The organism is Rhizobium sp. WSM1274, from assembly GCF_025200775.1.
Taxonomy (GTDB): domain Bacteria; phylum Pseudomonadota; class Alphaproteobacteria; order Rhizobiales; family Rhizobiaceae; genus Rhizobium; species Rhizobium leguminosarum_I.
Window position 1 is genome coordinate 665,159 of the sequence record NZ_CP104138.1, and the last position, 26,584, is coordinate 691,742.

23 protein-coding genes are annotated in these 26,584 nt (G+C 62.0%); 7 read left to right on the plus strand and 16 right to left on the minus strand.

Going from position 1 to position 26,584, the window contains the following annotated elements; translation table 11 throughout:
* Window positions 1–3: 3 nt before the first annotated feature.
* Complete coding sequence (locus N2600_RS03120) at window positions 4–612, minus strand: DUF6656 family protein (protein WP_260297930.1); 609 nt, start codon at window positions 610–612, stop codon at window positions 4–6.
* 417 nt (window positions 613–1,029) lie between these two features.
* Between N2600_RS03120 and N2600_RS03125 the strand changes: the two genes are divergently transcribed.
* On the plus strand, window positions 1,030–2,274 hold the full coding sequence (locus N2600_RS03125) for an aromatic ring-hydroxylating oxygenase subunit alpha (protein WP_260297931.1): 1,245 nt from the start codon (window positions 1,030–1,032) through the stop codon (window positions 2,272–2,274).
* A 225-nt stretch (window positions 2,275–2,499) separates the two neighbouring features.
* On the plus strand, window positions 2,500–2,985 hold the full coding sequence (locus N2600_RS03130; RefSeq protein WP_260297932.1) for a BA14K family protein: 486 nt from the start codon (window positions 2,500–2,502) through the stop codon (window positions 2,983–2,985).
* 221 nt (window positions 2,986–3,206) lie between these two features.
* Here N2600_RS03130 and N2600_RS03135 read toward each other — a convergent pair whose 3' ends face one another.
* Complete coding sequence (locus N2600_RS03135) at window positions 3,207–4,202, minus strand: transporter (RefSeq protein ID WP_020486033.1); 996 nt, start codon at window positions 4,200–4,202, stop codon at window positions 3,207–3,209.
* 208 nt (window positions 4,203–4,410) lie between these two features.
* On the opposite strand from N2600_RS03135, the gene N2600_RS03140 reads away from it, so the two are divergent.
* Together N2600_RS03140 and N2600_RS03145 are read left to right on the plus strand one after the other, a co-directional pair.
* Window positions 4,411–6,189, plus strand: a complete 1,779-nt coding sequence (locus N2600_RS03140) for an acyl-CoA dehydrogenase (protein ID WP_260297933.1) — start codon at window positions 4,411–4,413, stop codon at window positions 6,187–6,189.
* A 9-nt stretch (window positions 6,190–6,198) separates the two neighbouring features.
* The gene (locus N2600_RS03145; RefSeq protein WP_260297934.1) at window positions 6,199–6,954 is read left to right on the plus strand and encodes a crotonase/enoyl-CoA hydratase family protein; all 756 of its coding nucleotides are present in this window, start codon (window positions 6,199–6,201) and stop codon (window positions 6,952–6,954) included.
* An 80-nt stretch (window positions 6,955–7,034) separates the two neighbouring features.
* Here N2600_RS03145 and N2600_RS03150 read toward each other — a convergent pair whose 3' ends face one another.
* From N2600_RS03150 to N2600_RS03160, 3 genes are all read right to left on the minus strand, one after another.
* Window positions 7,035–8,078: an MBL fold metallo-hydrolase gene (locus N2600_RS03150; RefSeq protein WP_260110237.1), complete on the minus strand. Its 1,044-nt coding sequence runs from the start codon at window positions 8,076–8,078 to the stop codon at window positions 7,035–7,037.
* A 418-nt stretch (window positions 8,079–8,496) separates the two neighbouring features.
* Window positions 8,497–9,747, minus strand: coding sequence for a class I SAM-dependent RNA methyltransferase (locus N2600_RS03155; RefSeq protein WP_260297935.1), 1,251 nt, complete (start codon window positions 9,745–9,747; stop codon window positions 8,497–8,499).
* The gene (locus tag N2600_RS03160) at window positions 9,744–10,529 is read right to left on the minus strand and encodes a TlyA family RNA methyltransferase (protein ID WP_246732793.1); all 786 of its coding nucleotides are present in this window, start codon (window positions 10,527–10,529) and stop codon (window positions 9,744–9,746) included. The genes N2600_RS03155 and N2600_RS03160 overlap by 4 nt, the downstream gene beginning before the upstream one ends.
* A gap of 86 nt (window positions 10,530–10,615) precedes the next feature.
* Here N2600_RS03160 and N2600_RS03165 point away from each other — a divergent pair, with 86 nt between their 5' ends.
* Window positions 10,616–11,623, plus strand: a complete 1,008-nt coding sequence (locus tag N2600_RS03165) for a DUF4424 domain-containing protein (RefSeq protein WP_260297936.1) — start codon at window positions 10,616–10,618, stop codon at window positions 11,621–11,623.
* A gap of 219 nt (window positions 11,624–11,842) precedes the next feature.
* Entirely contained in the window at window positions 11,843–13,777 is a 1,935-nt protein-coding gene (locus N2600_RS03170) for a methyl-accepting chemotaxis protein (RefSeq protein WP_170282385.1), read from the plus strand.
* 227 nt (window positions 13,778–14,004) lie between these two features.
* On the opposite strand, the gene dxs is transcribed toward N2600_RS03170, so the two are convergent.
* The 5 genes from dxs to N2600_RS03195 all read right to left on the minus strand — a co-directional run bounded on the left by dxs (window position 14,005) and on the right by N2600_RS03195 (window position 19,204).
* Window positions 14,005–15,927 (minus strand): 1-deoxy-D-xylulose-5-phosphate synthase, encoded by a 1,923-nt coding sequence (dxs, locus tag N2600_RS03175; protein WP_162118339.1) that lies wholly within the window; start codon window positions 15,925–15,927, stop codon window positions 14,005–14,007.
* Between the two features lie 189 nt (window positions 15,928–16,116).
* Entirely contained in the window at window positions 16,117–17,040 is a 924-nt protein-coding gene (locus N2600_RS03180; RefSeq protein ID WP_222385805.1) for a pirin family protein, read from the minus strand.
* A gap of 118 nt (window positions 17,041–17,158) precedes the next feature.
* Window positions 17,159–17,926: an SDR family NAD(P)-dependent oxidoreductase gene (locus tag N2600_RS03185; protein WP_260297937.1), complete on the minus strand. Its 768-nt coding sequence runs from the start codon at window positions 17,924–17,926 to the stop codon at window positions 17,159–17,161.
* An 88-nt stretch (window positions 17,927–18,014) separates the two neighbouring features.
* The gene (locus N2600_RS03190; RefSeq protein ID WP_260297938.1) at window positions 18,015–18,266 is read right to left on the minus strand and encodes an exodeoxyribonuclease VII small subunit; all 252 of its coding nucleotides are present in this window, start codon (window positions 18,264–18,266) and stop codon (window positions 18,015–18,017) included.
* 2 nt (window positions 18,267–18,268) lie between these two features.
* Window positions 18,269–19,204, minus strand: coding sequence for a histone deacetylase family protein (locus N2600_RS03195; protein ID WP_260297939.1), 936 nt, complete (start codon window positions 19,202–19,204; stop codon window positions 18,269–18,271).
* A gap of 285 nt (window positions 19,205–19,489) precedes the next feature.
* Here N2600_RS03195 and N2600_RS03200 point away from each other — a divergent pair, with 285 nt between their 5' ends.
* Complete coding sequence (locus N2600_RS03200; protein ID WP_170279261.1) at window positions 19,490–19,891, plus strand: acyl-CoA thioesterase; 402 nt, start codon at window positions 19,490–19,492, stop codon at window positions 19,889–19,891.
* A gap of 124 nt (window positions 19,892–20,015) precedes the next feature.
* Here the strand turns inward: N2600_RS03200 and N2600_RS03205 are convergent, their stop codons facing one another.
* From N2600_RS03205 to N2600_RS03230, 6 genes are read right to left on the minus strand one after another with little or no spacing between them, the layout of a single operon-like run.
* Window positions 20,016–20,687: a flavin reductase family protein gene (locus N2600_RS03205; RefSeq protein ID WP_260297941.1), complete on the minus strand. Its 672-nt coding sequence runs from the start codon at window positions 20,685–20,687 to the stop codon at window positions 20,016–20,018.
* Between the two features lies 1 nt (window position 20,688).
* Window positions 20,689–22,110, minus strand: a complete 1,422-nt coding sequence (locus N2600_RS03210; protein WP_260297942.1) for a M24 family metallopeptidase — start codon at window positions 22,108–22,110, stop codon at window positions 20,689–20,691.
* 45 nt (window positions 22,111–22,155) lie between these two features.
* Window positions 22,156–22,977, minus strand: coding sequence for an ABC transporter permease (locus N2600_RS03215; protein ID WP_260110245.1), 822 nt, complete (start codon window positions 22,975–22,977; stop codon window positions 22,156–22,158).
* Window positions 22,970–23,797 (minus strand): ABC transporter permease, encoded by an 828-nt coding sequence (locus tag N2600_RS03220; RefSeq protein WP_260110246.1) that lies wholly within the window; start codon window positions 23,795–23,797, stop codon window positions 22,970–22,972. Before N2600_RS03220 ends, N2600_RS03215 begins: the two co-directional genes overlap by 8 nt.
* 9 nt (window positions 23,798–23,806) lie before the next feature.
* Window positions 23,807–24,856, minus strand: a complete 1,050-nt coding sequence (locus N2600_RS03225; RefSeq protein WP_260297944.1) for an ABC transporter substrate-binding protein — start codon at window positions 24,854–24,856, stop codon at window positions 23,807–23,809.
* Window positions 24,853–26,088 carry an ABC transporter ATP-binding protein gene (locus tag N2600_RS03230; protein ID WP_260110248.1) on the minus strand — a complete coding sequence of 412 codons (1,236 nt, stop codon included), beginning with the start codon at window positions 26,086–26,088 and terminating at the stop codon, window positions 24,853–24,855. The genes N2600_RS03225 and N2600_RS03230 overlap by 4 nt, the downstream gene beginning before the upstream one ends.
* Between the last annotated feature and the right edge of the window lie 496 nt (window positions 26,089–26,584).

The following is a 26,584-nucleotide window of genomic DNA, read 5'->3' on the forward strand; positions in this document are numbered from 1 at the left end:
GCTTTAGAGCTGCCGGATGATTTCGCGCAGCTGTTCGTTGCGGGCACCGAGCAAGAGGATGTTGCGGATCGCAGCCTGCGGATCATGGGTGCGGAAGAGCAGGCCGTTGCCGCGCACCGACCGGTCGATGGTCATCTTTTCCGCGGAGTTCTCGCCAGGTTTGATGGCGACGGCGAAATACATGCGGGAATAACCGACATCGATGCGCTCGAAGAAATTATCGTTGTCGCCGATGTCGGAATAGAAATTGGCGATGTAGAAGGCCCAGCTTACCTCTTCGTAATGCGCGAATTTCGTCCGCGCGGCGGTGACGTGGCAATAGCCGAGATGCGGGCTGTCCTCCAGCGTCCGGTGAAAGATCATCTTCGGAAACTGGATCGAGTGGTGATAGCCGTTGATGTGCTGATGCGTCTTTTCGCCGGCGACCTGCAGCTTGCGGCCGGTCTTTGCGGCGACCTCGTCATGGGTGAAATAGCGCTTTTCCTCGGCCAGCCAGTGCCGCCGCTCGCGGGGAATGCGGCCGGTGCGCAAAAATTCGGAATGCGCGGCAATCAGCTGCGGCTCTTGCAGTTTACCTGCTTCTTTCGCGTCGAAATACCGGAGTTTGGCCATAGTTCGCATTCTTCGGTCGGTCTGAATCAACAGCAGGATAGGACGGTATGCTTAAGGCGATGTTAAAAATCGCCATGGCGGCAGGCCGGCTGAAGGCAAATGCCGGTAGATGTCGCAAACACGACTGACATCGATATCAGGCAGTGGACCTCTTTGCGCAACGGGTCTTTACGCCATGTCGCAATTGAGGATAATTGCCGGGAGAGTCGGGCGAGGTGATCGACCGGGATGGGCCGCTTCAAGCCTTGCCGCATCCTGTCGTCAATTTCGAAGCCGATGTCGCATTACAACCAAGCGGCAGCCATGCTCGGTGATTAAATGACGCCATGAACAATTCTCCCGAAGGAGAAGGAAGCGGGCGCGCTTCCGCCGGCCTTCTTGCCGGAAGGCGGCAGCCGGGTGCACGAGGACATGAAGATGGATATTCGCAGCAACGTTTTGCGTCAGCTCAAGAGCCGCCGTGAGGGCTTCAGCCTCGAACAGCCGTTCTATATCGACGAGGAATATTTCCAGCTCGACATGGAGATGATCTATTATCGCGACTGGCTGTTCATCGGCCATGATTGCGAACTGCCGAAGCCGGGCGCCTATTTCACCGTCCAGATCGGCAGCTATCCCGTCGTCATCGTCCGCGGGCGCGACAATATCATCCGCGCCTTCCACAACAGCTGTCGTCATCGCGGCTCGCGCGTCTGCACCAAGGAGCACGGCTCCTCCGTGCGTCTCGTCTGCCCCTACCATCAATGGACCTATGATCTCGAAGGCAAGCTCGCCTTCGCCCGCCACATGGGCGATGATTTCGACAAATCGGGTTTCAACCTGAAGCCTGTCCACTGCGAAACCGTCGCAGGCTTTGTCTTCATCTGCCTTGCCAACACCGCTCCGGATTTCCAGACGGTGCGCGACAAGATCGAACCCTATGTCGCACCGCACCGGATCAGCGAGAGCAAGGTTGCCTTCCAAAGCACGATCATCGAAAAGGGCAACTGGAAGCTTGTCTGGGAAAACAACCGCGAGTGCTACCACTGCGCCGCCAATCACCCCGAACTCTGCCGCACCTATCCCGAAGCGCCGAGCGTGACCGGCACGGATGGCGGCGCCGACGATCCCGAGATCGCCGGCCATTGGGCGCGCTGCGAGGCCGCCGGCCTGCCGAGCAAGTTCCAGATTTCGCCGGACGGTCAGTTCCGCACCGCCCGCATGCCGCTGATCGAGGATGCCGAAAGCTACACAATGTCGGGCAAGCGCGCCGTCAAGCGTCCGCTCTCCGACGATATCTCGATCGGCCATATCGGCACCATGCTGCTCTTCCACTACCCGACGACGTGGAACCACCTGCTCGGAGACCACGCCATCTCCTTCCGCGTACTGCCGCTCAGCGCCAACGAGACGGCGGTGACGACCAAGTGGCTTGTCCACAAGGACGCCGTCGAAGGCGTGGATTACGATCTCGAGGAACTGACCCACGTCTGGACCGAGACCAACGATCAGGATCGCCGCATCGTCGAGGAAAACGCCTTCGGCATTCACTCGCCCGCCTATGAGCCCGGCCCCTATTCCACCCTGCATGAGGGCGGCGTCATGCAGTTCCTCGAATGGTATTCGAACTTCATGGTGAACCGTCTGCAGGGCGACCAGGTGAAAATTTCCGCCGTGGCCTGATCCATCGGCCCGGAACTGTCAGCGGTTCCGGGATCACGATATGCATGAACAGAGGACTGAAGTGCGTTCCGGGCGAGATCATCGAGGAAGGCCTCGCGGTTAATGCCCGGTTCAGATCGATTTCTTTAGACATACGAAAGCAGCCGGCCCCGGCCGCTTTCGGAACCGTTCCGGCACGAAAGCGTTGCTGAGCAGGCGGTTATCGCTGTTGAATGGGAGAGAAGAATGTTCGGTTTGAGTAACAAGATCGCGACTGCAGTTCTGGCTGCGGCCGTCGTTCTGACAGGCTTCGTGCCGTCGCAGGCCATGCAGATGCCGACCGCCCCGCGGGTGGAAAAATCCTCCGCCGTCGAGAACGTCCAATACCGCCGCTATTATCGCCCCGGTTACCGTCCGGGCGCCTACTACCGGCCTGGCTATCGTCCCGGCGCCTACTACCGGCCCGGCTATTACGGCGGCTATCGCGGATATTCCTATTACCGTCCGGGCTATCGCCATTATAACGGTTATTGGTATCCGCTCGCCGCCTTCGGCGCCGGTGCAGTCATCGGCGGCGCCATTGTCGCGCAGCCGCGTTACGTTGCGCCGGCCCCCAGCATGGGTTCGAGCCACGTCGCCTGGTGCGCCAACCGCTACCGGTCCTATCGCGCCTACGACAATACCTTCCAGCCCTATAACGGCCCACGCCAGCAGTGCTATTCGCCGTATTGATAAACGTGCTGTTTTCGAGAAACGTCTGCCCCTCACCCCAACCCTCTCCCCGTAAAAACGGGGAGAGGGGACGTGCCCCCGCGACAGGTTGGTGCGAACGGAGAGGTCGCGGCATGGTCCCTTCGCCCCGTTTACGGGGAGAAGGTGCCGGCAGGCGGATGAGGGGCGGGAGCCAACGACGGCGGTCACGTCCACTCAAACTGGATGCCGGCGCTTCACCCTCAAAGAATATCCACGCGCCTCAGCAGCCACCAGGCAAAGGCGATGGAGGCGACGATGAGGGCGACGGCATATTCGGTGCCGTAGTCGCCGACGGCGAAGGGCAGGTTTGCCGTGTTCATGCCGAAGAAGCCGGTCACCAGCGTCGGCGGCAGCAGGAAGGCCGTCATGATCGACAGCAGATAGAGGTGGCGGTTGGTTTCGGAGGATTGCTTCGAATCGATTTCTTCGTGCAGCAGGCGTGCCCGGTCCTGCAGCGCATAGATATCGTGGTCGACCGTTTCCAGCCGGCTCGTCAGCCGCCGCGCCACATCGTCGAAGCCGAAGGGCATCTCGTCGTCGTCGGCCGCCGCCGCCCGGCGCATCAGCGCCAGCACGGTGCGCAGATGGCGATGCAGCCTGACCACGGTTCGCCGCACCGGCGCCAGGCGCCGGCGCTCGTCGCGCTGCGCGCTGTCGTAGACGATATCCTCGATCTGGTTCAGCTCTTCGGTGAGTTCGATGACGACCGCGATCAGCGTGCGCTGGAATTCGATCACCAGCAGTTCGAAGAGATCGACTGGCCGGGAGAATTTGCCTGGATTCTTCTCGATCAGGGCGCGTGCCCGTTCGACGCTGCGCAGCGGCTGCAGCCTCGTGGTGATGATGAAGCGGTCGGACATGGCGAAATGCAGCCAGCCGAGATTGTTGGTATCCTGGGCGAAATCGCGCTGGCAATCGACGAGCGTGCCATAGAGCATCTGCTCGTCGACAGTGATGGTCGCATGCGTATCGCGCGTCGTCAGCGCCGATTTCGCGTCCTCCGTCAGCCCGTCCAGCGTATCGAGCAAGGCTGGCACGCGGGCGTCGACAAGGTTGAGGTGCAGCCAGTAGAAACAATTGTCGGCGGTCAGTTCCGCCACCGTCGCACTATTGTTCAGTCGCACCGCGGTCTTTTCTTCGGGTGAGAAGCGATAAGCCCAGACGAAACCGGGTATGTTGACGGGCAACGTGTCCATTGTTCGCCGGTCCTTTGCGAAGGCGATGTCATTCCTTAGAGTGTCTCCATGACGTGCATTTGTGCAAGGGTGCAAGAGCAAAGCGTCACGTCATGCGACTTATCGCATGACGGCCGAGGAAATCGAAATTGACGTTTACGTAAAAATCAATTAGCCCTTGTCTCGGAGGGGCTTTGCCGCTGTGAGGCCGGTCTGCGGAGGAAAAACCATGTACAAAGCGCCCGTCGAGGAAATCGCGTTCACGTTGAAGCACGTAGCGGGCATGGGCGAGGCAATTTCCAAGGGGCTGCTCGGCGATCTCGGCGAAGATCTGGTCGATGCGATCCTTGCCGAGGCGGGACGTTTTGCCACAGAGGAAGTGGCGCCGCTGGCCGACATCGGTGATCGTCACGGCGCTCGTCTGATCGATGGCGAGGTCCGGCTGCCGGATGGCTGGCGCGATCTGTACCGCCATTGGATTGCCGGCGGCTGGAACGGCCTGACGGCGCCCGAAGCTTTCGGCGGCCAGGCCTTGCCGCATATGCTGAATGTCGCAGCACTCGAAATGTGGAATTCCGGCTCCATGGCCTTCGCCCTCGCCCCGACGCTGACGATGGGTGCCGTCGAGGCCGTCAACACCCATGGCAGTGCTGCGCTGAAGGACAAATATCTGGAAAAGATGGTCTCCGGCGAATGGACCGGTACGATGAACCTGACCGAGCCGCATGCGGGCTCCGATCTCGGCGCCCTGAAAGCCCGCGCCGAGCGCCGCGACGACGGCAGCTACCGCCTGTTCGGCCAGAAGATCTTCATCACCTGGGGCGAACATGACGCGGCCGACAACATCATCCATCTGGTGCTGGCCCGTCTGCCGGATGCGCCGGCCGGCACCCGCGGCATCTCGCTCTTTCTGGTGCCGAAGTTCCTGGTGAACGACGACGGTTCGCTTGGGCTCCGCAACGATCTCTTCTGCCACTCGCTGGAGCACAAGCTCGGCATCCATGGCTCGCCGACCTGCACGATGATCTACGGCGACGGAAAATTCGGCGGCGAAAAGGGCGCTGTGGGATGGCTGGTCGGCGAGGAGAACAAGGGGCTCGCCTGCATGTTCACGATGATGAACAATGCCCGCCTTGCCGTCGGCATGCAGGGCGTGGCGATCGCCGAGGCCGCCACCCAGAAGGCGCTCGCCTATGCCAGGGAACGCACCCAGGGCAGGGCGCCGGGCTCAAGCGGCGCCGGCATGAGCCCGATCGTCGACCATCCCGATGTCGCCCGCATGCTCCTCACCATGAAGGCTCTGACGCAAGGCGCCCGCGCCATTTCCTATGCCTGCGCCCACGCGATCGACATGTCGCACCGGGCAGGGGACACCAGCCGCCACTGGCAGGAGCGCGCCGCCCTTTTGACGCCGATTGCCAAGTCCTTTTCGACCGATGCCGGCGTCGATGTCGCCTCGCTCGGCATTCAGGTGCATGGCGGCATGGGTTTTATCGAGGAGACGGGTGCGGCGCGTTATCTCCGCGATGCCCGCATTGCGCCGATCTACGAGGGCACCAACGGCATCCAGGCGATCGACCTCGTCACCCGGAAGCTGCCGCTCTCCGGCGGTGACCAAGTGAAGGGCTTCATCGCCGAGCTTAGAGAGATCGCCGATGGCGTCCGCCGCTCCAATCTCAATGGTTTCGGCGAGACCGCTGCCAGGCTCGAGGCTGCGATTGCCGATCTCGAACAGGCGACCGCCTGGCTGCTGAAGACGCTTGCCGACAACAGGGTTACCGAGGCGCTCTCGGGAGCGACACCCTATCAGCGCCTGTTCGGGCTGGTGCTCACCGGCTGTTATCTCGCCAAGGGTGGTCTCGCCGAGGGAGTCGATGGGGCGGGCGAAAACCGCATCGCGCTCTGCCGCTTCGCCGCCGAAAACCTGCTTGCCGAGACCGCAGCCCTTTGCGACCGGGTCGTCAATGGCGCGGCAAGCCTTGCCGCCGCCCGCATCCTGCTTGCCTGAGGAGACCTTATGACCGACCACATCATCGTCGAGCAGCCTTCCGCTTATCCCGGCGTGCAGTCCATCCGCTTCAACCGGCCGGAAAAGAAGAACGCCATCACCCGCCCCATGTACCGCACCATGGCCGATGCGTTGACTGCGGCCAACACGAACCCCGACATCCGCGCCACCGCCTTGCTCGGCACCGAAGGCTGCTTCTCGGCCGGCAACGACCTGAACGATTTTCTTGCTGCCGCGATGGGCGGCCGCGGCCTGGAGCAGGAGATTCTCGATTTCCTCTATGCGCTGGTGAAGGCCGAAAAACCCGTCGTCTCCGGCGTCGACGGCCTTGCGGTCGGCATCGGCACGACGATCCATTTCCATTGCGACCTGACCATCGCCTCCAGCCGCAGCCAGTTCCGCACACCCTTCGTCGATCTGGCGCTGGTGCCGGAGGCCGGTTCCAGCCTCGTCGCGCCGCGCCTGATGGGCCACCAGCGCGCCTTCGCTATGCTTGCCGCCGGCAAAGCATTTTCGGCCGAGGAGGCGAGGGAAGCCGGTCTGGTCTGGAAGGTCGTCGACCCAGGCGAGGTCGATTCACTGACGCTTGGCCTCGCCGCAAAGCTCGCGGCCAAGCCGCCGGAGGCGCTGCGCATCGCCCGCGATCTCATTCGCGGCGATCGTGGCGAGATCATCGCCCGCATCGATGAAGAGGCCCGCTATTTCTCCGCGCGGCTGAAGAGCGCCGAAGCTCGGGCGGCCTTCGAAGCCTTCATGCGCCGCTGAGCGCCGATCTCGGTCGTTTCCGAGGAATCTATGGCAAGCAGACCGGTACCAACACCAGTCCGGGAGCAAACGGACACTGATCAGACCGCCGGCACATTGAATACCTCGCCGGCCCTGAGCGGCCGGAACCGTTCCGGGGGAATATCATGCTCGCTCATGGCGTCTTGCAACGCTCTTGCCGGCGCGTCGACCGCTTCATTCGTCAGTTGGAACGTGGCGAAGTGGTGTCCGGCCACATAGGCCGCATTTGCCAACTTCATCCCGGCCACCGCCTCCTGCGGATTCTGGTGTTGCCCTTTCATGAACCAGCGCGGCTCATAGGCGCCGAAGGGTAAAATGGCCAGGCGAAAGCCGCCATGCTTCTGCTGTGCCGCTTTGTAGTTGATGCCGTCGTGAAAGCCCGTATCTCCGACGTGATAAATCTTTCCGGCTGGAGTCGATAAAACGAACGACGCCCAGAGTGCCATCCGGCGATCGGCGGTTCCGCGAGCGGACCAATGGTGTGCAGGCTCGGCATCAATGCTTATTCCGGCGTGCGAAATCCGTTCGCCCCAGTCCATCGATGTCGTCTGTATATCGGGCACGGCACGGCGAATGATTGTGTCATTGCCGAGCGGCGTCACGACAAGTGGCCGATGCTTCGCACCCAACCGCCTGAGCGTTGCGATATCGAGATGATCATAATGATTGTGCGACACCAGCACGAGATCGATTGGCGGCAAATCATCGAATGCGATGCCCGGTTGGACGACGCGCTTGGGTCCGGCAAAGGCGAAGGGACTCGCGCGCTCTGACCATACCGGGTCGGTGAGGATATTGAGCCCAGCGACCTGCACGAGCATAGTCGCATGGCCGACCATGGTCACTCTTAGGTCCTCGCCGTCGACGCATGAATCCGGTTTGGCCGCCGCGTACGGACTTGCGACCGACCTCGGCCAGGGCTCACGGCCACCGCCGAATTGCCACCGCAACACATCGCGGAAACCAAGAGGTTCGATACCTTCGGGATTGAAGAAATGCGTGCCGTCGAAATGATCGGACACTGGACCCTTATAATAAGGGTTGCGTCTTTTGGCCTTACCATGGCCGGTGACTAGGGCAACGCTTCTGTTTCTGTCGATCATGTTTCACATTTCAACGTGTGGATCACTGTTGGCCAATTTGTTACTATCTTTTCGATATCGCGTCACTATCGAAAAGATACCGATAAAAGCCTATCGATTCCGCGATGCCTTTCCGCTGCGGCCTTATCTGTGGCGATGTGCGTGGAGCATTCTCGTCTTGCAGGATGCACATCGGGGCCTCATCCGGTTCTACCAATATAGGAAGAGCCGCGGCATCGTGACCACTATGGCAGGCTCGGAGATCCAACCCATTGCAACAGATGCCGTTTCAGGCACACAAGCCGGGACTCGGGCAATGCGACGCAGCTCGGATCGGGACACGAAAACCGGAAACCGACAAGGTAGCTCCAACGCTAGGAAGACGGTTCGGGCACCACACCGCCGGCACAGAGAGCAAAAACTTAGCCGACAGGCACGCCTATTTCTCCAGCGTCGCCACCACCTCGACATGCGAAGTCCAGAGGAACTGGTCGATCGGCGTCACGCCGGTAATGCGGTAGCCGCCCTCGACGAGGATCGCCAGATCGCGCGCCAGCGTCAGCGGATTGCAGCTGACGGCCACGATCTTCTTCACGCCTGAGCGGGCGAGCTCCTGGCACTGGAACTCGGCGCCGGCCCGCGGCGGATCGAAGACGACGGCGTCATAGGGCTTGAACTCCTGCGTCATCAAGGGGCGGCGGAAGAGATCGCGCTTTTCGACGGTGACCGGTTTCAGCCCCTGTGTGTTGCGGGCCGCATGATCGAGGGCTGCGAGCGCCTTTGCCTCGGCTTCGACGGCGTGCACACGGCCGATCCGCGCCAGCCGCAGCGAAAACGTGCCAGCGCCGGCAAAGAGATCGGCGATCCGCTTCGACTTGCCGACATGAGCAAGTACCAGTTCGGCCATCGCCTCTTCCGCGGGCTTGGTTGCCTGGGTGAAGCCGCCCGGCGGCGGTGAAACCTGGATGCCACCGAATTCGACCATCGGCTTCGACGGCTCGACGAGGATTTCGCCGTTCAGCGAAACACGGGCGATGCCGCGCAGGCTGAGCGCGGTCTCGATCGCCTTGCGCCGCTGCGGGTCGGAGAGTTTCTTCACCTCGTCGACTGATATGTCCAGGCCGGAAAGCGTTTCGAGCACGGCGACGCGGAAGGGTTCGGCGCTGGTCGCCAGCGATGCAGCAATCGCCCTGATCGCCGGCAGCCGGGCGATGATCCCTGCCGACGAGATCGGACATTCCTCGATCGCGACGATATGGTGGCTTTCGGCCTGGTTGAATCCAACAAGCATGTCCTTCTCGGTCTTGCGCGCCGCAAAGACGAGGCGCCGGCGCTCGCCCGGCCGAGCCGGAACGATCTCGCCGACCTCTGACGTCAGACCCTTCGATTTCAGCGCATCGATCACAAGCTGGCGCTTGAAGGCGCGGTAGGGCGCATCGGCCATATGCTGCAGTGTGCAGCCGCCGCAGGTGCCGTTGACGCCATCCGGGCCGAAATGCCGGCAAGGCGACTCCTGCCGGTTGGGCGAGGGCGTCGTGATCGACATGATCGTGCCCTGGCTCTTGACCCGGGCAATCGCCACCGTTTCGCCTGGCAGGGAAAAGGGCACGTAGACAGGCCCGCCGGCGCTGCTGGCGATGCCGTCGCCCTGGGCGCCGAGCTTCTCGATCTTGACGGTTTCGGTGCTCACGGTTTCAATCCTGCCAGAAGAAATTCCTGATTGCCATCGCCGCCGGAAATCGGGGAAGGGATGAGGCCGAGGCTTTTCCAGCCCATGTCCTCTGTGAACCAGCGCTCCAGTTCCGCCGCAACGGCGGGAGCGGACGAGGGGTCCTTCAGCATCCCGCCCTTGCCGATCGCCTCGCGCCCGGCCTCGAACTGCGGCTTGACCAGCAGCACGGCGATAGCGCCGGGTTCGGCGATCTCGAGAGCCGGCGCAAGCGCCAGCCTCAGCGTGATGAAGGAGACGTCTGAAACGATGAAGGTGGCGGGATGGCCGATATCCTCTGCGGTCAGATTGCGGGCGTTGAGGCCTTCCCTGTTGGTGACGCGCGGATCGCCTGAAATGCGCGGATGCATCTGCCCGTGGCCGACATCGATCGCGGTGACATGCGCAGCCCCGCGCTGCAGCAGCACCTCGGTGAAGCCGCCAGTGGAGGCCCCGACATCGAGACAGTGATGGCCGGCAGGATCGAGCCGGAAATGGTCGAGTGCGGCGGCAAGCTTCAGTGCGGCGCGCGAGACATAGTCCTGCGCCGGATCGTCGATCTCGATTGCCGCGTCTGCGCCAAACAGCGCGCCAGCTTTCGTCACCACTTGGCCGCCGATCTTGACGGTGCCGCGCTGCACGGCGTCGCGGGCGCGCGAGCGGCTAGCAAAGAGGCCGAGGGAGACGAGAAGTTGGTCGAGGCGTTGGGTGTTTTGATCTGACATCGGCTGTGCATGACCGGCAAAGCCGCCGGTTGCAAGCATTTTGTTCCCAAGACCGTCATTGACCCTCAAAAGCTTTCGGCGATAATCCTGCCGCGGCGACCGCGCCGCAGACACGGGGGTATTCCATGCTGAAGCTCTTCACGCTGATTGCCGCGGCAGTGATCGCATCGCCCGCGCTCGCGAATGACACGATGGCCGAGGTCAAGACCGGCGGGCTGATCTTTGCCCAATCCGACGATGTCAGCATGGCTGAAGAGGATCTCTTCATCTCCGCTTCGGAAGTGCGCGTCGACTATATCTTCGAGAATAGCTCCGACAAGGATGTCGAAAGCCTGGTCGCCTTTCCGATGCCCGACATCACTGGCCAGGTCGACAACGATTCCGCCATCTCCGATTACGACAGCGACAATTTCTTGCATTTCTCCACTGTGCAGGACGGCAGGCCGATCACTGCCAAGCTGCAGCAGCGTGTCGTCTCGCTCGGCATCGATGTGACCGACGAGTTCGCCAAGCTGGGCATTCCCGTCCTTCCCTATAGCCAGAAGACGACCGAGGCGCTCGCCAAGCTATCCGAATCCGTCCGCAAGGACTGGACCGCCCGCGGGCTCGTCTATCCCATGGCCGAGGGCGATGCCGATGGCGTCGCAAAGGTTGATCTCGTGCCGCTCTGGACGCTGCGCTCGACCTATTGGTGGCGTACCACTTTCCCGGCGAAGAAGAAGGTCAGCGTCCAGCATCGCTACAAACCGGCCGTCGGCGGCACCGTTGCCATCAGCTTTCTCGAAGGTGGCGAGCCGAAGGGCGAGCGTTTCGATGACTATTCGCGCAAATACTGCCTCGACGGAGATTTCGTCAAAGTTGCCCAGCAGCGTGCTCGGGAAGCCGAGGCCGGGGGCGCCAACTATACCGAAAGCTGGATCTCCTATGTGCTGTCGACCGGCGCCAACTGGGCGGGACCGATCAGGCGCTTCCAACTGACGATCGACAAGGGGAAGCCGGGCAGCCTCATCAGCTTCTGCGGCAGCAACGTTCGGAAGATCGGTCCGACGACCTTCCGGATGACATCAGAGGATTTCGATCCCACAAAGGATTTCGACATCTTGATCCTCAATCCTCCGGAAACGGCACAATAATCCGCGCGCTCGGCCTCGGTTGCAGTGCACAAATTTAAACAAATTTAAAGCCTGCCCGGATAGGTTCGGCGTGATTGCGGCGGTTCATCTGAACTGCTCGGCGCCATGAAGGCGCACGCGTTTCCACGCCAATCATGTTCTCAGTTTCAAACATCCCGGCGGTTGCGTCTCGCGCGACCTGCCTCTCGCCGCGTCGACTGTCGTCAGGAGAAATCACCGATGTCCGCCAAAAACATATCCTTGAACGGTAAACTTGCGGCCACGTTCGCAGCCCTCATTCTCATTTTCGTCGCCGTTTCCGCTTTCGTTTACTCCAAGGCGACGGCGTCCGCGGCCGCGTCTGCCGAGCAGGAAAAGTCCGAGCTGCTCGTCAACCAGATCGACGATGCGCTGCAGGCGATGCTCGAACAGGCTGTGAACCTGCGTGGCTTCATCCTCTTCCGCAGCGACAGCACCTATGGTGATGTTTTCGCCAATCGCGAGCGCATGCTGAAGGCGATTGCCGCCGCCAAGCAGACGGCGGCCGGCGAGCCGCAGCTGGTCGAGATGATCGACGGCATGCAGAAGGCCGCCGATCTCTATTTCCATGAACTTGCCGAGCCGCAGACCAAGGCGCGCAAGGAAACCGATATGCCGATCGAAGAGGTCGTCAAGATCGGCGTCAACGCCACCAAGGGCCAGCTCGACGGTTTCCGCCAGGCCTCGGCCAAGATCAAGGCCACCGCGCGTGAAAAGTCGGAAGCGCTTGCCGAGATCCGGGCTGATGCCAACAGCGATCTGAAGATCACGCTGCTTGCCGGCGGCATCCTCGCCTCGCTTGCCGCTGCTATGCTCGCCTGGCTGATGTCGCGCATCATCGTCCGCCCGGTCGTCGGCATGACGAGCGCCATGGATCGCCTCGCCGGCGGTCAGAACGACATCGAGGTTCCGGCGACCGACCGCGGCGACGAAATCGGCCGCATGGCCCAGTCGGTCCTGGTCTTCAAGCAGGCGGCGATCGAGAAGCTGCGCCTTGCCGGCGAGACCGACCGCATGCGCGACGACGCCGAGCGTCAGCGCCGGGCAGGTGATGAGCAGAAGGCGCGCGAGGAAGGCGAGATTCGCTATGCCATCGACGCTTTGGCGGGCGGCCTTGCCGAGCTTGCCAACGGCGATATGGCCGGCCGCCTCCAGACGCCGTTCGCCTCGCAATATGACAGCCTGCGCAATGACTTCAACCATGCCGTCGAAAAGCTGCAGGCGGCGCTGCAATCGGTCGGCCGCAACGCCTCGGCGATCAATGCCGGCGCCGGCGAAATCCGCTCGGCTGCCGACGATCTGGCCCACCGCACCGAGCAGCAGGCTGCCGCCGTCGAACAGACCGCCGCGGCACTCGAGGAAGTGACGACGACCGTTCGCGACAGCGCCAAGCGCGCCGAGGATGTCGGCAATCTCGTCGAGCGCGCCCGCCTCGGCGCCGAAAAGTCAGGCGAAGTCGTCCGCAAGGCGGTCTCCGCCATGCAGCAGATCGAGAAGTCCTCGGGCGAAATCTCCAACATCATCGGCGTCATCGACGACATCGCCTTCCAGACCAACCTTTTGGCCCTGAACGCCGGCGTCGAAGCCGCCCGCGCCGGCGATGCCGGCAAGGGCTTTGCGGTCGTCGCCCAGGAAGTGCGCGAGCTTGCCCAGCGCTCGGCCAAGGCCGCCAAGGAGATCAAGGCGCTGATCACCACCTCGGGCGAACAAGTCGTTGCCGGCGTCGGCCTGGTCGGCGAAACCGGCAAGGCGCTGGAGGTCATCGTCTCCGAGGTGCAGGAGATCAACCACCACGTCAGCGCCATCGTCACCGCCACCCGCGAACAGTCGATCGGCCTGCAGGAGATCAACACTGCCGTCAACAACATGGACCAGGGCACGCAGCAGAACGCGGCCATGGTCGAGGAGCAGACTGCCGCCAGCCATGCGCTCGCTCAGGAGGCAAACGCTCTCGAAGAATTGCTGCGCCAGTTCAAGCTCGGCCAGCTGGCCCCGGCGCCGCGCGCAAGCGTTGCCGGCACCAACGCCCGCCCGGTCGCCTCCCCGGCCCACGCCCTGACCCGCACCGTCGCCAAGGCTTTCGGCGGAAGACAGGCGAGCGCTGCAGCCGTGAAGGAAGACTGGACGGAGTTCTGAGAGGGCGGCCTTCTTAGGAAGGGATGTTAAATGAACAAGGCGGTGCAGTGATGCGCCGCCTTTTTATTGAGAGGACCTGCCGAGCAGCCCCCTCATCCGCCCTACGGGCACCTTCTCCCCGAGGGGAGAAGAGGGAATCGAGACGTTGCGGCATATCTCTTCTCCCCTCGGGGAGAAGGTGCCGGCAGGCGGATGAGGGGGCCACACGGCACGCCCTCACCCAAATCTTACCCCGCAACCCCAACCCCAACCGCCACGCCGCGCCCCAGCGCCCTGAACACCGTTGAGACGATGCCGGCGCGGTCGAGGCCAGCGTGGGCGTTCATGGCTTCGGGCTTGGCCTGCTCCATCCAGATGTCGGGCATGACGAGTGAGCGCAGCTTCAGGCCGTTGTCGAGCAGGCCTTCGGTGGCGAGGAAGTGCATCACATGGCTGCCGAAGCCGCCGATTGCGCCTTCTTCGACGGTGATCACCATCTCGTGGTGGCGGGCAAGCTGGCGGATCAGGTCGTGATCGAGCGGCTTGGCGAAACGCGCATCGGCGACCGTCGTCGAAAGCCCCGCGGCATCGAGATCCTCGGCGGCAAGCAGACAGTCGGCAAGCCGCGTGCCGAAGGAGAGCAGCGCCACCTTGGTGCCTTCCTTGACGATGCGGCCCTTGCCGATCTGCAGGATTTCGCCGCGCGCCGGCATGTCGACGCCGACGCCTTCGCCGCGCGGATAACGGAACGAGATCGGCCCGCCATCATAGGCGACAGCCGTGCGCACCATGTGCTTGAGTTCGGCCTCATCGGCGGCTGCCATCACCACGAAGCCGGGCAGGGTGGTGAGGAACGTGGTGTCGAAGGAGCCGGCATGCGTCGGCCCGTCGGCGCCGACAAAGCCGGCACGGTCGATCGGAAAACGCACCGGCAGTCCCTGGATCGCCACGTCGTGCACGACCTGGTCGTAGGCGCGCTGCAGGAAGGTCGAATAAAGCGCTGCGAACGGCTTGTAGCCTTCTGCGGCCAGGCCGGCAGCGAAGGTCACGGCATGCTGTTCGGCAATACCGACGTCGAAACAGCGCGACGGAAAGGCCTCGGCGAGCTTGTCGAGGCCGGTACCGTTCGGCATGGCGGCGGTGATGCCGACGATCTTGTCGTCGAGGGCGGCTTCCTGCACCAGCGCTTCGGCAAAGACGCTGGTATAGCTCGGCGCATTCGGCTTGACCCTTGCCTGGGCACCGGTGATGACGTCGAACTTGTTGACGCCGTGATATTTGTCGGCCGCGGCTTCCGCCGGCGGATAGCCCTTGCCCTTCTGGGTGACGACATGGATCAGCACCGGTCCGCGCCCATTGTCGCGCACATTGCGCAACACCGGCAGCAGGTGGTCGAAGGAATGCCCGTCGATCGGGCCGATATGATAGAAGCCCATCTCCTCGAACATCGTGCCGCCGGTGACATAGCCGCGCGCATGCTCGACGGCGCGGGTGATCGCCCGGTCGATGTTCTTGCCGAGATAGGCCGTCAGCTTCTTGCCGAGATCGCGGAAGCCCATATAGGTGCGTCCCGAGGCGAGGCGGGCGAGATAGGCGCTCATTGCGCCCGTCGGCGGCGCAATCGACATGTCGTTGTCGTTGAGGATGACGATGAGGCGCGCGTCCAGCGCCCCGGCATTGTTCAGCGCCTCATAGGCCATGCCGGCCGACATCGCCCCGTCGCCGATGACGGCGATGACGCGGCGGTCTGATTTGTCGAGGTCGGCGGCAATCGCCATGCCGAGGCCGGCCGAGATCGAGGTCGAGGAATGCGCGGCCCCGAAGGGATCATATTCGCTCTCCGCCCGGCGGGTGAAGCCGGACAGCCCGTCTTCCTGGCGCAGCGTCCGGATGCGGTCACGCCGGCCGGTGAGAATCTTGTGCGGATAACATTGATGGCCGACATCGAAGATCAGCCGGTCATCAGGCGTGTCGAAGACGCTGTGGATGGCGATCGTCAATTCGACGACGCCGAGACCGGCGCCGAGATGGCCGCCGGTGCGCGACACCGCATCGATCATTTCGTCCCGGACTTCGCGGGCAAGCTGCGGCAGGTCGCGATCCTCGAGCTTGCGCAGGTCGGCGGGATAGATGACCTGGTCGAGCAGGGGGGTCTTCGGCAGTTGTGTCACGGGCGGGCGCTCTTTCTTGCTTTTCCTTGTTCCGCTTTTATTCGATTAGATTGCGGCAAAACAAGTGCATTTCAGGAACCGAAGGTTTTCACCTTAGAGCATGATGCCGAAAAGTGTGAGCGGTTTTCGGCGGAGATCCAGCTCTATTTCTCGATCCCGATCCGGAGGATTCGGATCATTGGGATCCATTTAGCCTTCCGGCAAAGGCACGAATTCCTCTTCGTCACCGGGAACGATATCGAAGCGACCGCTGCGCCATTCCTCCTTGGCCTGTTCGATCCGCTCCTTCGAGGAGGAGACGAAATTCCACCAGATATAACGTTTCGAATTGAGCGCCGCCCCGCCGAAGAGCATCAGGTGGCAGCCGTCGCGGCCGGCTTCCAGCGTGATCTGATCGCCCGGCCGGAAGACTAGCAACTGGTCGGCGGCAAAACGGTCGCCTGATATGACGACCTCGCCCGACAGCACATAGACGGCGCGCTCTTCGTGGCCTGCGCCGAAGGGAAATTTGGCGCCCGGCTGCAGGTCGAGATCGACATAGAGCGTGTCGGAGAAAACACCGACCGGCGATGTCATGCCTTCGAACGAGCCGACGACCACGCGCCCGCGCACGCCTGCCGTCTCTATCAGCGGCATGGCGGACTTTTCCGTATGGGCGAAGGCGGGATCGATCTCCTCCTTGTCGTCGGGCAGAGCCAGCCAAGTCTGCAGCCCCGACATCAGCAGCGGATGGCCACGCAGATTGTCGGGCGTGCGCTCGGAGTGCACGATGCCGCGGCCGGCCGTCATCAGGTTGATATCGCCGGGACGGATGACCTTTTCGGTGCCGAGGCTGTCGCGATGGCGGATCTCGCCGTCGAACAGATAGGTGACCGTCGACAGTCCGATATGCGGATGCGGTTTGACGTCGAGCGCCTCGTCGGGCTTCAGGATCGCCGGACCCATGCGGTCGAAGAAGATGAACGGCCCGACCAGCCGCCGCTGCCGGCTGGGCAGCGCGCGGCGCACCTGGAAACCACCGATATCGCTGGTGCGCGGGATGATCAGGTTCTCGATCGCGTCGCAGGCAAAGGCATCGCCGGGCAGGGGGTCTTTACCGGGAAAGAAGGACATGGGATCTCCGATCGCTACAGGGCCGCGCGTCATCGCCCACAAATAGCGCCTGGAGCGCCGCGCGTCCAATCGGATGCGCAAAGGACGCTCCGGCACTTTAAAGCGCGTCGCGATTGGTTCAGATCGCGGTAAAACCGTTGTCGACAAAGAGATGGGCGCCATTGACGAAGCTCGACTCATCGCTGGCGAGATAAAGCGCGGCCCGCGCCACGTCTTCCGGCTCGCCGATCCGCCCCTGCTGGGCGGCAATGGCGGCATCCGAAACGTCGACGCCGAGCGCCTGCAGGTCGGCCACCTCGCGCAGGCCATGCGGCGTACGGATGAAGCCGGGGCAGACGGCGTTGCAGCGGATGTTGCGGTCGCGAAATTCCACCGCAATGGCGCGGGCAAACATATGCACCGCCCCTTTGGTCGTGTCGTAAAGCACTTCCATCGGCGTGGCGGCGACCGCCGAGATCGACGAGGTGCAGACGATCGACCCGCCGCCGCTTTCAATCATCTTCGGCAGCACGGCCTTGGTCATCAGGAACATCGAGCGCACATTGACGGCGTGCAGCCAGTCCCATTCCTCGACGGTTGTTTCGAGAAAAGGTTTGATGACGATCGTGCCCGCGTGATTGAAGAGCACGGTGACTGCGCCGTAGCGTTCCTCGACGCCGGCGACGGCGGCCTTGACGGCGGCTTCGTCCGAGACATCGGCCGTCCAGCAATCGGCCTCGCCGCCGGCATCACGGATCGCCTGGGCTGTCTCGGCTGCTGCTTGCCCATTGCGGTCGATGATCGCAACGCGCGCGCCTTCCGCCGCAAAAAGCTTCGAGGCGGCACCGCCCATGCCGGTTGCGCCGCCCGAGATAATGGCGACCTTGCCCTTCAACCTGTCTGTCATTTCCTTGTCCCCTCATCGTTTTGGATGGGGATCATAGATCGGTCTGAAGCCGATAGCCAAGCGTCTTCAAAAGGGAGTTTGCTGCGCCTCAGGCGCCGTCCAGCGGCTCGACGCCCTGCGGTTTGCCGGCACGGTCGAGCCGGATCTTCTCGATGCGGTTTTCGGCGGCCGAAAGCAGGGTCTCGCAATGTTTCTTCAGCGCTTCGCCGCGCTCATAGATCTCGATCGATTCATCCAGCGCCACATCGCCGCGTTCCAGCCGGGCGACGATGCTTTCGAGTTCGGCGACCGCCTTTTCGAAGGAAAGGCCTGATACCTCAGGCTTGCCGCTGTCAGTCATTCTCAACCCTTCATCATTCTCAGAATATGCATGCCCGCCGATTCGGCGAGTCCCTCGAGATCATAACCGCCTTCGAGCAGGCTGACGACCCGGTTCTTCGCGTGCCGGTCCGCCAGTTCGAGCACACGCCCGGTCGCCCAGTCGAAATCCTCACCGGTCAGATTGATCTGTGCCAGCGGATCGCGGTGATGCGCGTCGAAGCCGGCGGAGATGATGACGAGATCCGGCCGGAAATCGTCAAGGGCGGGCAGCACGCGCGATTTGAACGCCTCGCGGAAATGGTCGCTGCCGACATTCGGCGACAGCGGCGCATTGACGATGGTGTTGTGCTTGCCCTTCTCGTCCTTGGCGCCGGTGCCGGGATAGAGCGGCATCTGATGCGTCGAGCAGAACAGCACCGAAGGATCGTCCCAGAAGATATCCTGCGTGCCGTTGCCGTGATGAACGTCCCAGTCGACAATGGCGATGCGCTCGGCGCCATGCGTCTTCTGCGCATGGCGGGCGGCGATCGCCGCATTGTTGAAGAAGCAGAAGCCCATCGCCGTCATCTTCTCGGCATGGTGTCCCGGCGGACGGGCGGCGACGAAGACATTGTCGGCCCGGCCGGTAAAGACGTCGTCGACCGCCGCCATCGCCCCGCCGATGCCGGTCAGTGCCGCCTGCAGGCTCTTGCTGCTGGCATAGGTATCGGCTTCGATCTGGTTGATCTCACCCTCTTCCTCGGGGATCTCCCGCATGACGGCGATGAGATGTTCTTCGGGATGGGCCAGCAGCACCGCATCCTCGTTCGCCTGCGGCGCCTGCCGGCGCTCCAGCCGCTCGAAATTCGGATGTTCCAGCGCGACATTGATGGCGCGGATCCTGTCCGATCGTTCCGGATGGCCGGCGGGCGTCACATGTTCCAGGAAGATCGGGTGTTCATAAAGACGGGTGCTCATGAAGACACTCTATCGGTCGCTTATGTCATGTGCCACAGCAGATGGGGCGTCGCCTGACGATTTCAACAAGCGCTCTTGTCGCGCCGTCCGACCGTTCGCCTATCAGGACTGTCTCTTTTGCGCCGTTCCCGTCGATCAGGTCCCTTGCAAGGCCCTGCATGTTACCGGTACGTGGAGGACACTGTAACACTTTGAACTATTGCGTAATTTTATCCTTAAGCCGGTTCCGGTATAAGCTATTATGAAGTACTGTTGCCATGGGAACTCTGTAAGGCAGATCTGTTGATGAGTCAGTCGAAACGTCCTGATGTGGCGGAAATACGCGTGCCGTTTCGCGATGTCGATATGACCGGCCGGATGTTTCTGGCCTCCTATATTTCCTATGCCGAGTCCGTGCTCGCAGGCTTCTGGTCCTCACGGCCCGATGTCGACGACGAACCCGTCTATAGCCCCAGCAAGGTTTCCTGCTTTCTCCACCGCCCGCTGCACTATGATGAGACGGCAACCTTCACCGCCACCGTCGACAAGATCGGCGTGCGCTCCATCGGCTTCCTCATCTCGATCGAGACGGGCGAGGAGCGCGCCGCCGAGGTGGAAATCATCTGGCAGGCCCACGCCCCCGAAGACGAATCGCCGGCTCCGTTGCCGGAGGAGACGCGCGACTGGCTTTATCGGTTTTTGAATTAAAGGGTTCCAAAGGCAAAACGGTCCCTGTGAGCTGGGCGAGAACCAAAAGAAGGCATTTCAGTGCCTTTGAGAAACGGGAGCAGTCTTTCCGACAGCTGAATAGCCGGCCGGAGCCAATGCCCGGCTATGCGATGACCGGCTCCGAAACGCTCTTTCGCGAACTCCACTCTTCGTTGGTCTGCGTCTTGACGTCGAATTGGTCGCGTGTCCTCGCATATGTGTGGCCGCCCATCCTGCCGACGGCGTCCATCAGTTGCTGGTCGATATGCAGGTTTGTCGGATTGACCGCATCGCTTCTGACATAGACGCCAAGCACTTCGCCGAGGATGATTTCGCGCGCCGGGCCGACCTGCAGGGTCGTGTGGCGGCGGCATTCGAGTGCTGCGGGCGCGGCCAGGATGCGCGGGCTTCTGACCATCTGTCCCGGCGCCGTTGCCAGCCCGGCTTCGGAGAGTTCGTCGACCTCGGGCCCGAACTTGATGGCGCAGATTTCCATCTGGTCGACAAGGGCATCATCGCAGATATGGACCGTGAATTCGCCGGTTTCGCGGATGTTGCGGGCGGTATCCTTGAAGCGCATGTCGGCATAATTCTCGACGCCGATGGCAACGATTGCAGGGTCGTGGGTCAGGACGTTGAAGAAGCTGAACGGGCCGGCATTCGGCAGGCCTTCCTTGCTCAGGGTGGTGACCAGCGCGATGGGGCGGGGAATGACCGTGCCGATGAGGATCTTGTAACGCTCGCGCTCGGTCAGCTTGGCGAAATCGAAATGCGTGTGTTGTTTATGATTGCTCATGTCAGGCCTCGGCAGCGACGCGGTGGGTTTCAAGCGGGGTATGGCGGCTGAGGTTCTCAAAACCGTCCTTGGTCACGACATACATGTCTCCGATATTGCAGCCGGCCGACAGCGGTTCCAGCCACTGCGTGTGCAGCACGAAGACCATGCCCTCCTCCATCCTGTCGTAGTTATGCGAGGAGATGTTGAAGCTGTTCTGGCCGCCGGCCATGCCAACCGAATGGCCGAGGTTCGGATTGTGTGGTCCGTGCGTTGCCGGATAGACGTGCATGAGCTTGCGGCCCTGCGCCTCCCAGTCGATGTCCTTCACATACTGATGGGGGATCAGGCGTGCGCCGCCATCCGGCATCGGCGACCAGTTATAGGGCATGGTGCGCGCTTCCGGTGACGAAAGCATGCCGCGCTCGATCATCGGTTCGAAGGCGGCATTGTTGACGTCGCGCATCAAGGCGCCGGGCCTGATCAGCTCTTCGGCCCGCTTGACGCCCTCGGTGCAGGCGGCAAGCACATCCTCCTGACGGCTGGTGATGTCGCCGATCGCGATCATACGGGCGGTCTGGGCGGTATAGCCGCGATAGGTCACGTTGGAGATATAGAGGTTGATGAGGTCGCCCGGGCGGACGATGTGGCCATAGGGCTTGCCGCAATGGGTGCCGAATTCATTGATGCCGATCTGATAGCCGTCGCCGGTTTCACCGCCGAGCGCCATCTGCGCATAGGTAAAGGCGGCCAGGATTTCATGGTCGGTGACGCCTGACTTCGCCACATGATAGGCGGCCTGCGTGCCGATGCTGACCAGTTGGGCGGCGGCGCGAAACATCTTGATCTCGCGCGGTGAGCGGACCTTCTGCATGCGGTCGAGAATGGTGTTGTCGGCGACGAACTTGCTCTTCGGCATCAACTCGTCGAGGGCAGACCAGAAGGTCAGCGACGTACGGTCGCCGATTCTGCCGATCTGGGCCTTGGCAAGACCGAGACCGGCGAGAACCTCGGCGCATTTCTCGGCGGTCTTGAGGACGGAATCGCCGGGACGGTCGGCATATTCGCGGCCGATCGGGCCGATCTGCCAGATTTCGTCGACGAGCACAGGCTCGCCGCCCGGCGGCAGCAGAACGGACTGGGTGAAGAAGGAGAGAAGCACCATCGCCTTGTCGGCGTCGGTCGGAATGATCAGCACGCCTTCGCGCATCCAATCGCAAATATAGCGCAGATAGGCGTTCGAAGCGTGGAACCAGCCGACGCTGCCGGCATGGACGATCAGCGCGTCATGACCGGCTTCGACCGCCTGACGGCGAATTCTGCGAAGGCGATCCTCGAACTCTTCGACAGGAAGCGGCAAGGGCGCGGAGAAATCGAAATTCGGCTGGAAATCGGCCAGCAGCGATCCCATCCCGCCGCCTGCGTTTGTCGCGCGCATGTTCATGAGTTTATTCCTTCTAGTTCAAGCATCGATCAAATGGCGGATCGTTCAGGCCTGCCGCGGCGGCGCGAGAACGCGCCGGGCAACCAGCAGTCCGACCAGCGTCACGGCGATCAGAATTCCGGAGATTGCCGCGACGCGCACATCGAGCGATTCCTCGATCAAAGCGAACATCCGCAGCGGCAAGACGGTCGTTCGGGCGTCGGCGAGGAAAAGCGATACCGACACATTGTCGAGCGACTGGATGAAGACGAGGAATGCGCCGGCCAGGATGCCGGGCATCAATAGCGGCAGGGTGACGCGCCGCAGCGTCATGAACCAGCTCGCGCCCATCGTCGTCGATGCCTCGGCAAGCGAGGGGTTGACACCCTGGGCGACGACGGAGGCGGCGCGGTACATCAGCGGCCCGAAGACGACGACATGGCCTGATACGGTCAGCCAGAGCGACGGCTTGAAGCCGATGAAGTTGGCGACGATCAGGGCGGCAAGGCCGTAGACCAGGCTCGGCAGGACGAGCGGGGCGAGCAGCAGCGGCTCGATGGTGCCGGCGGCGCTGCGCTTCATGCGCGTCATGCCGATGGTTGCCGGAACCGCAAAGATCAGCGATCCGAGGACGGCAAGGCCGGCAATCTTCAGCGAGTTCCAGGCGGCGATATGTTCGGTTGCCGAGCGCACGGGATCGAGCAGCGCCGCGTACCACCGGAGCGAAAAGCCCTGCGGCGGATATTTCAATGTCTGCCCCGAGGTGAACGACATCGTCAGCGCAATCACGATGGGTGCCACGAGATAGATGACGCAGAGCCCGCCGAAACCGTAGACGAACGCCTTGTAGAGCATGACGGGAATGGGATTTTCGCGACGATCAGGCATGACCGACCAACCTCCTGTGGCGGGACATCATGGTAAGGGCGACCAGCAGGCAACCGGTGGACAGCAGCAGGACGACGGCGATGGCCGAGGCCAGCGGCCAGTCGAACAACGTGCCGACTTCGCGGTAGATCAGTTGCGGAACATAGACGTTGCGCGCACCGCCGATGACCGCCTGGGTAACGAAGGAACTGCTGGTGCTGGCAAAGACCAGGATCCAGCCCGCCAGCAGGCCGGGCAGCATCAGCGGCAAAAGCACGGTGACAAAGATGCGCCAGGGACCGGCGCCGGAAACCTGGGCGGCTTCCGTCAGCTGGACGGGCGTACGCGACAGGATCGCGATCAGCGGCAGGATGATCAGCGGCAGGTCGATCTGGCACATGGCCATCACAAGGCCGAGTTCGGTAAACAGCAGGCTGGTCGGCATTCCCGTCAGGCCGAGCCCGACCAGCGCTTCGCTGATCGGCCCCTGGCGCCCGAGGATGACGATCCAGGCGAAGGTGCGCACGACATTGCTGGTCAGCATTGGAATCAGCGTCAGGAAGATCAGCACCTGCCGCAGGTTTCGGCCGCCGTGCCAGTAGAGGAGTGCGATCGGCACGCCGAGCAAGGTCGTGCCGATGACGGTTTCGAGCCCGAGCCTTGCGGTATTGACAAGGACGCGGAAATTGAACGCGTCGCCGAAGAAGCGGGCATAATGTTCGAGGGTTGCTCCGCCGGGACCGGCGAAGCTGAAACCGACGAGGACGGCGAGCGGCGTTGCGAAGAACGCCACGGAAAGCAACAGCATCGGCAGGACGTATGGGAAGCCGCTCACCTTCATCAGATCACCTCAACCGGCGACGAGAGCGTCGAACTGGCGGATCCAGTCGTCGCGGTTCTTGTTGATCGCCACCCAGTCCGGATAGACCATGGTCTTGATCTGGTCGCGGGTGACATAGGCTTCGATGCCGGGTGTCAGCGCCACGTCCTTGTTGGTCGGGAACATCTCGGTCGGCGGCTCCTTGAGCTGGTCCTGGGCGGCCTTGGAAATGGCGGCATCCATATAGGCATAGGCCGCGTCGAGATTGGCCGAGCCCTTGGTCAGGTGGATGTTGACGGGGGCTGCCGGCGAGCCGGTTTCGGGGTGGACGAATTCGGCATTGAGGCCGAGGCTCTTCAGGTGGGCGACGTTGCCGGTCGAGCACATGAAGACGGCGATTTCGCCCTGCTGGAACAGCGTCATCTGATGGTTGGTGCTGTCGACCACGCCCTTCAGATGCTCCGGATGATCCTTGAACAGCTTGAAGACGGCGTCCATGTCGTTGGGGCCGGAGCCGAAGATCTTGGCGATCTCGGTATAGGCCATGACGGCGGTGTTCGAGGCAAAGCCGGTCCAGGAAACCTTGCCGCTATAGGCCGGGTTTTCGAAGAGATCGCGATAACCCTTCGGTTTCGGAACGAGGTCGGGATTGTAGGCAATGCCGTTGACTTCGATGGTCACGGTCGGGCCATATTCGCCCTGGAAGGACGGATCGAGCATGCCCCAGTTCTTGAGCTTGCTCGGATCGATCTTCTGGATGAGATCCTTCTCGATGGCGACGGCCATCTGGCCGGGCGACATCAGCAGCGTGTCATAGGGCGGGTTGCCGGGGCTTGCCATGATTTTGGCAAGCTGGTCCTGCGCCATCGCCGGCGCAATGGTCAGGTCGTAGCCTGCATCCTTGACCATCGGCGTCAGCACTGTGCGGTAGGCATCCTCCCAACTGCCTGGGAAAGTGGCGGCAACGGCTCCGCTGCCGGCGGCGCGGGCGGCAAATGGAAGTATGGCCGATGCGGCAACACCGGCTGCCAGGAAACCGAACCCACGGCGGGTAATCTGAAAGTCCTTCATCTCGTTCACCTCTGTTGAATTGTTTCTTCACTCATGATTTCCGGTTCGGCCGGAAAGGCGTGACACCTTGCGGTGTCGATCTCGGCAAATAGCTGCGTTCCCGGTTCGGGAATGAATGTGGTGGGGCCTCTGACCTCGGAGGCGCGCAGGCCCGTGCCGTCTTCCAGAACAAGGTCATGGACGAGGGAAGGGCCGAGCGGCACGGAAACCGTCATGTGAACGGGCAGGGTACTCTCGCCCGGCTGCGTCGACAGGCGAACCTCTTCCGGCCGGAAGGTGATCATGACCTTCGAGCCGAGGGTGAAATTCAGCCGGCGCGGCAGCAGCAGGGTCCGGTCATTCGCAAGGCCGATCAGCGAGCTCTCGGCATCGAGCCGCAGCACCGTTCCATTGAGCAGGTTGGCCTGGCCGATGAAGGTGTTGACGAAGAGCGTCTTCGGGCGGTCATAGACGGTCATCGGCGTGTCGATCTGTTCGACATTGCCCTTGTTCATCAGCACCAGGCGGTTTGCGAGGCTCTGGGCCTCCTCCTGGTCGTGCGTGACGATCAGCGTCGTGATGCCGAGCGTCTTCTGCACGTGCAGCAGCTCCACCTGCAGATCGAAACGCAAGGCGCGGTCGAGCGCGCCGAAGGGTTCGTCGAGCAGAAGAAGGGACGGGCGCCCGGCGATGGCACGCGCAACGGCGACGCGCTGCTGTTGGCCGCCGGAGAGTTCGCGCGGCAGGCGGTTGCCATAATCCTTGAGCCTGACGAGAGACAGCATCTCCTCGACGCGCACCTTGCGCTCGGCGCGAGGAAGCTTCTGGCAGGCCAGCGGATAGGCGATGTTTTCTGCGACCGTCAGATGCGGAAACAGAGCATAGTTCTGGAAGACCATGCCGACGCCGCGTGAGCGGGCCGAGACCTCTGCCAAGTCTTTCTCTCCGAGCACAATCCTGCCGGTCTTCGGCTGGATCAGCCCGGCGATGGCGCGCAGCACGGTCGACTTGCCGCAGCCGCTCGGCCCGAGCAGAGCAACGATCTCGCCGGCCTCGATATCGAAGGCCACGTCGCTGATGGCGTTCTGGCCACCGTAACTGTGGGTGAGGCCCTGAACGCTGAGCCGCTTGCGTTCAGCCATATTCGGTATGCCTGGCATAGGGCCTCCCTGGTTCTGGGTCGAGGTCACGGATTGCTGTGCCGTCTCCGGCACAAGACGGAGATGCGGTCCGGCGAGAAATTTTGCGTCGAGCTTGTTCATGAGAAACGAATTGCAAGCGGCATGCCAGTTTTGCCGTTCGTCATTGTTGTCAATTCTAAGCCGATGAAAATTAAGCAACATTTTAGATTTATAAAGTTTCGCAAATTCATAATAATACATATGAGATTTAGAATTCGCATTTAGCTTTTGTATAAATTTTCGCCAGTGTCGTATATTAAATGGGCATCAGATAGAAACAGCCACGGCCCCTGAGCCGGCGATCAAGCGCCGAAAAGAGCGGATTTGGCATCTGAAGAGGTGTTTTTAGGCCTCTTAGGCGAATGGGGCGGTCAAAAGTGATGCGGCAGGGCAGGGGAGCGTAAAAATTGTGCATCATACGTTCGAAACTTAATGCGAATTATGTTGCGAAACTCTATCCGAAATGTCGTCATCAACAAAAAGACTATGGATATCAGACAATTATCGATGCGCCACTGCAGGTGGCACGGCGATTGCATGGATGATCCCGAGAATTCACCGACACAAAAAGGGGATC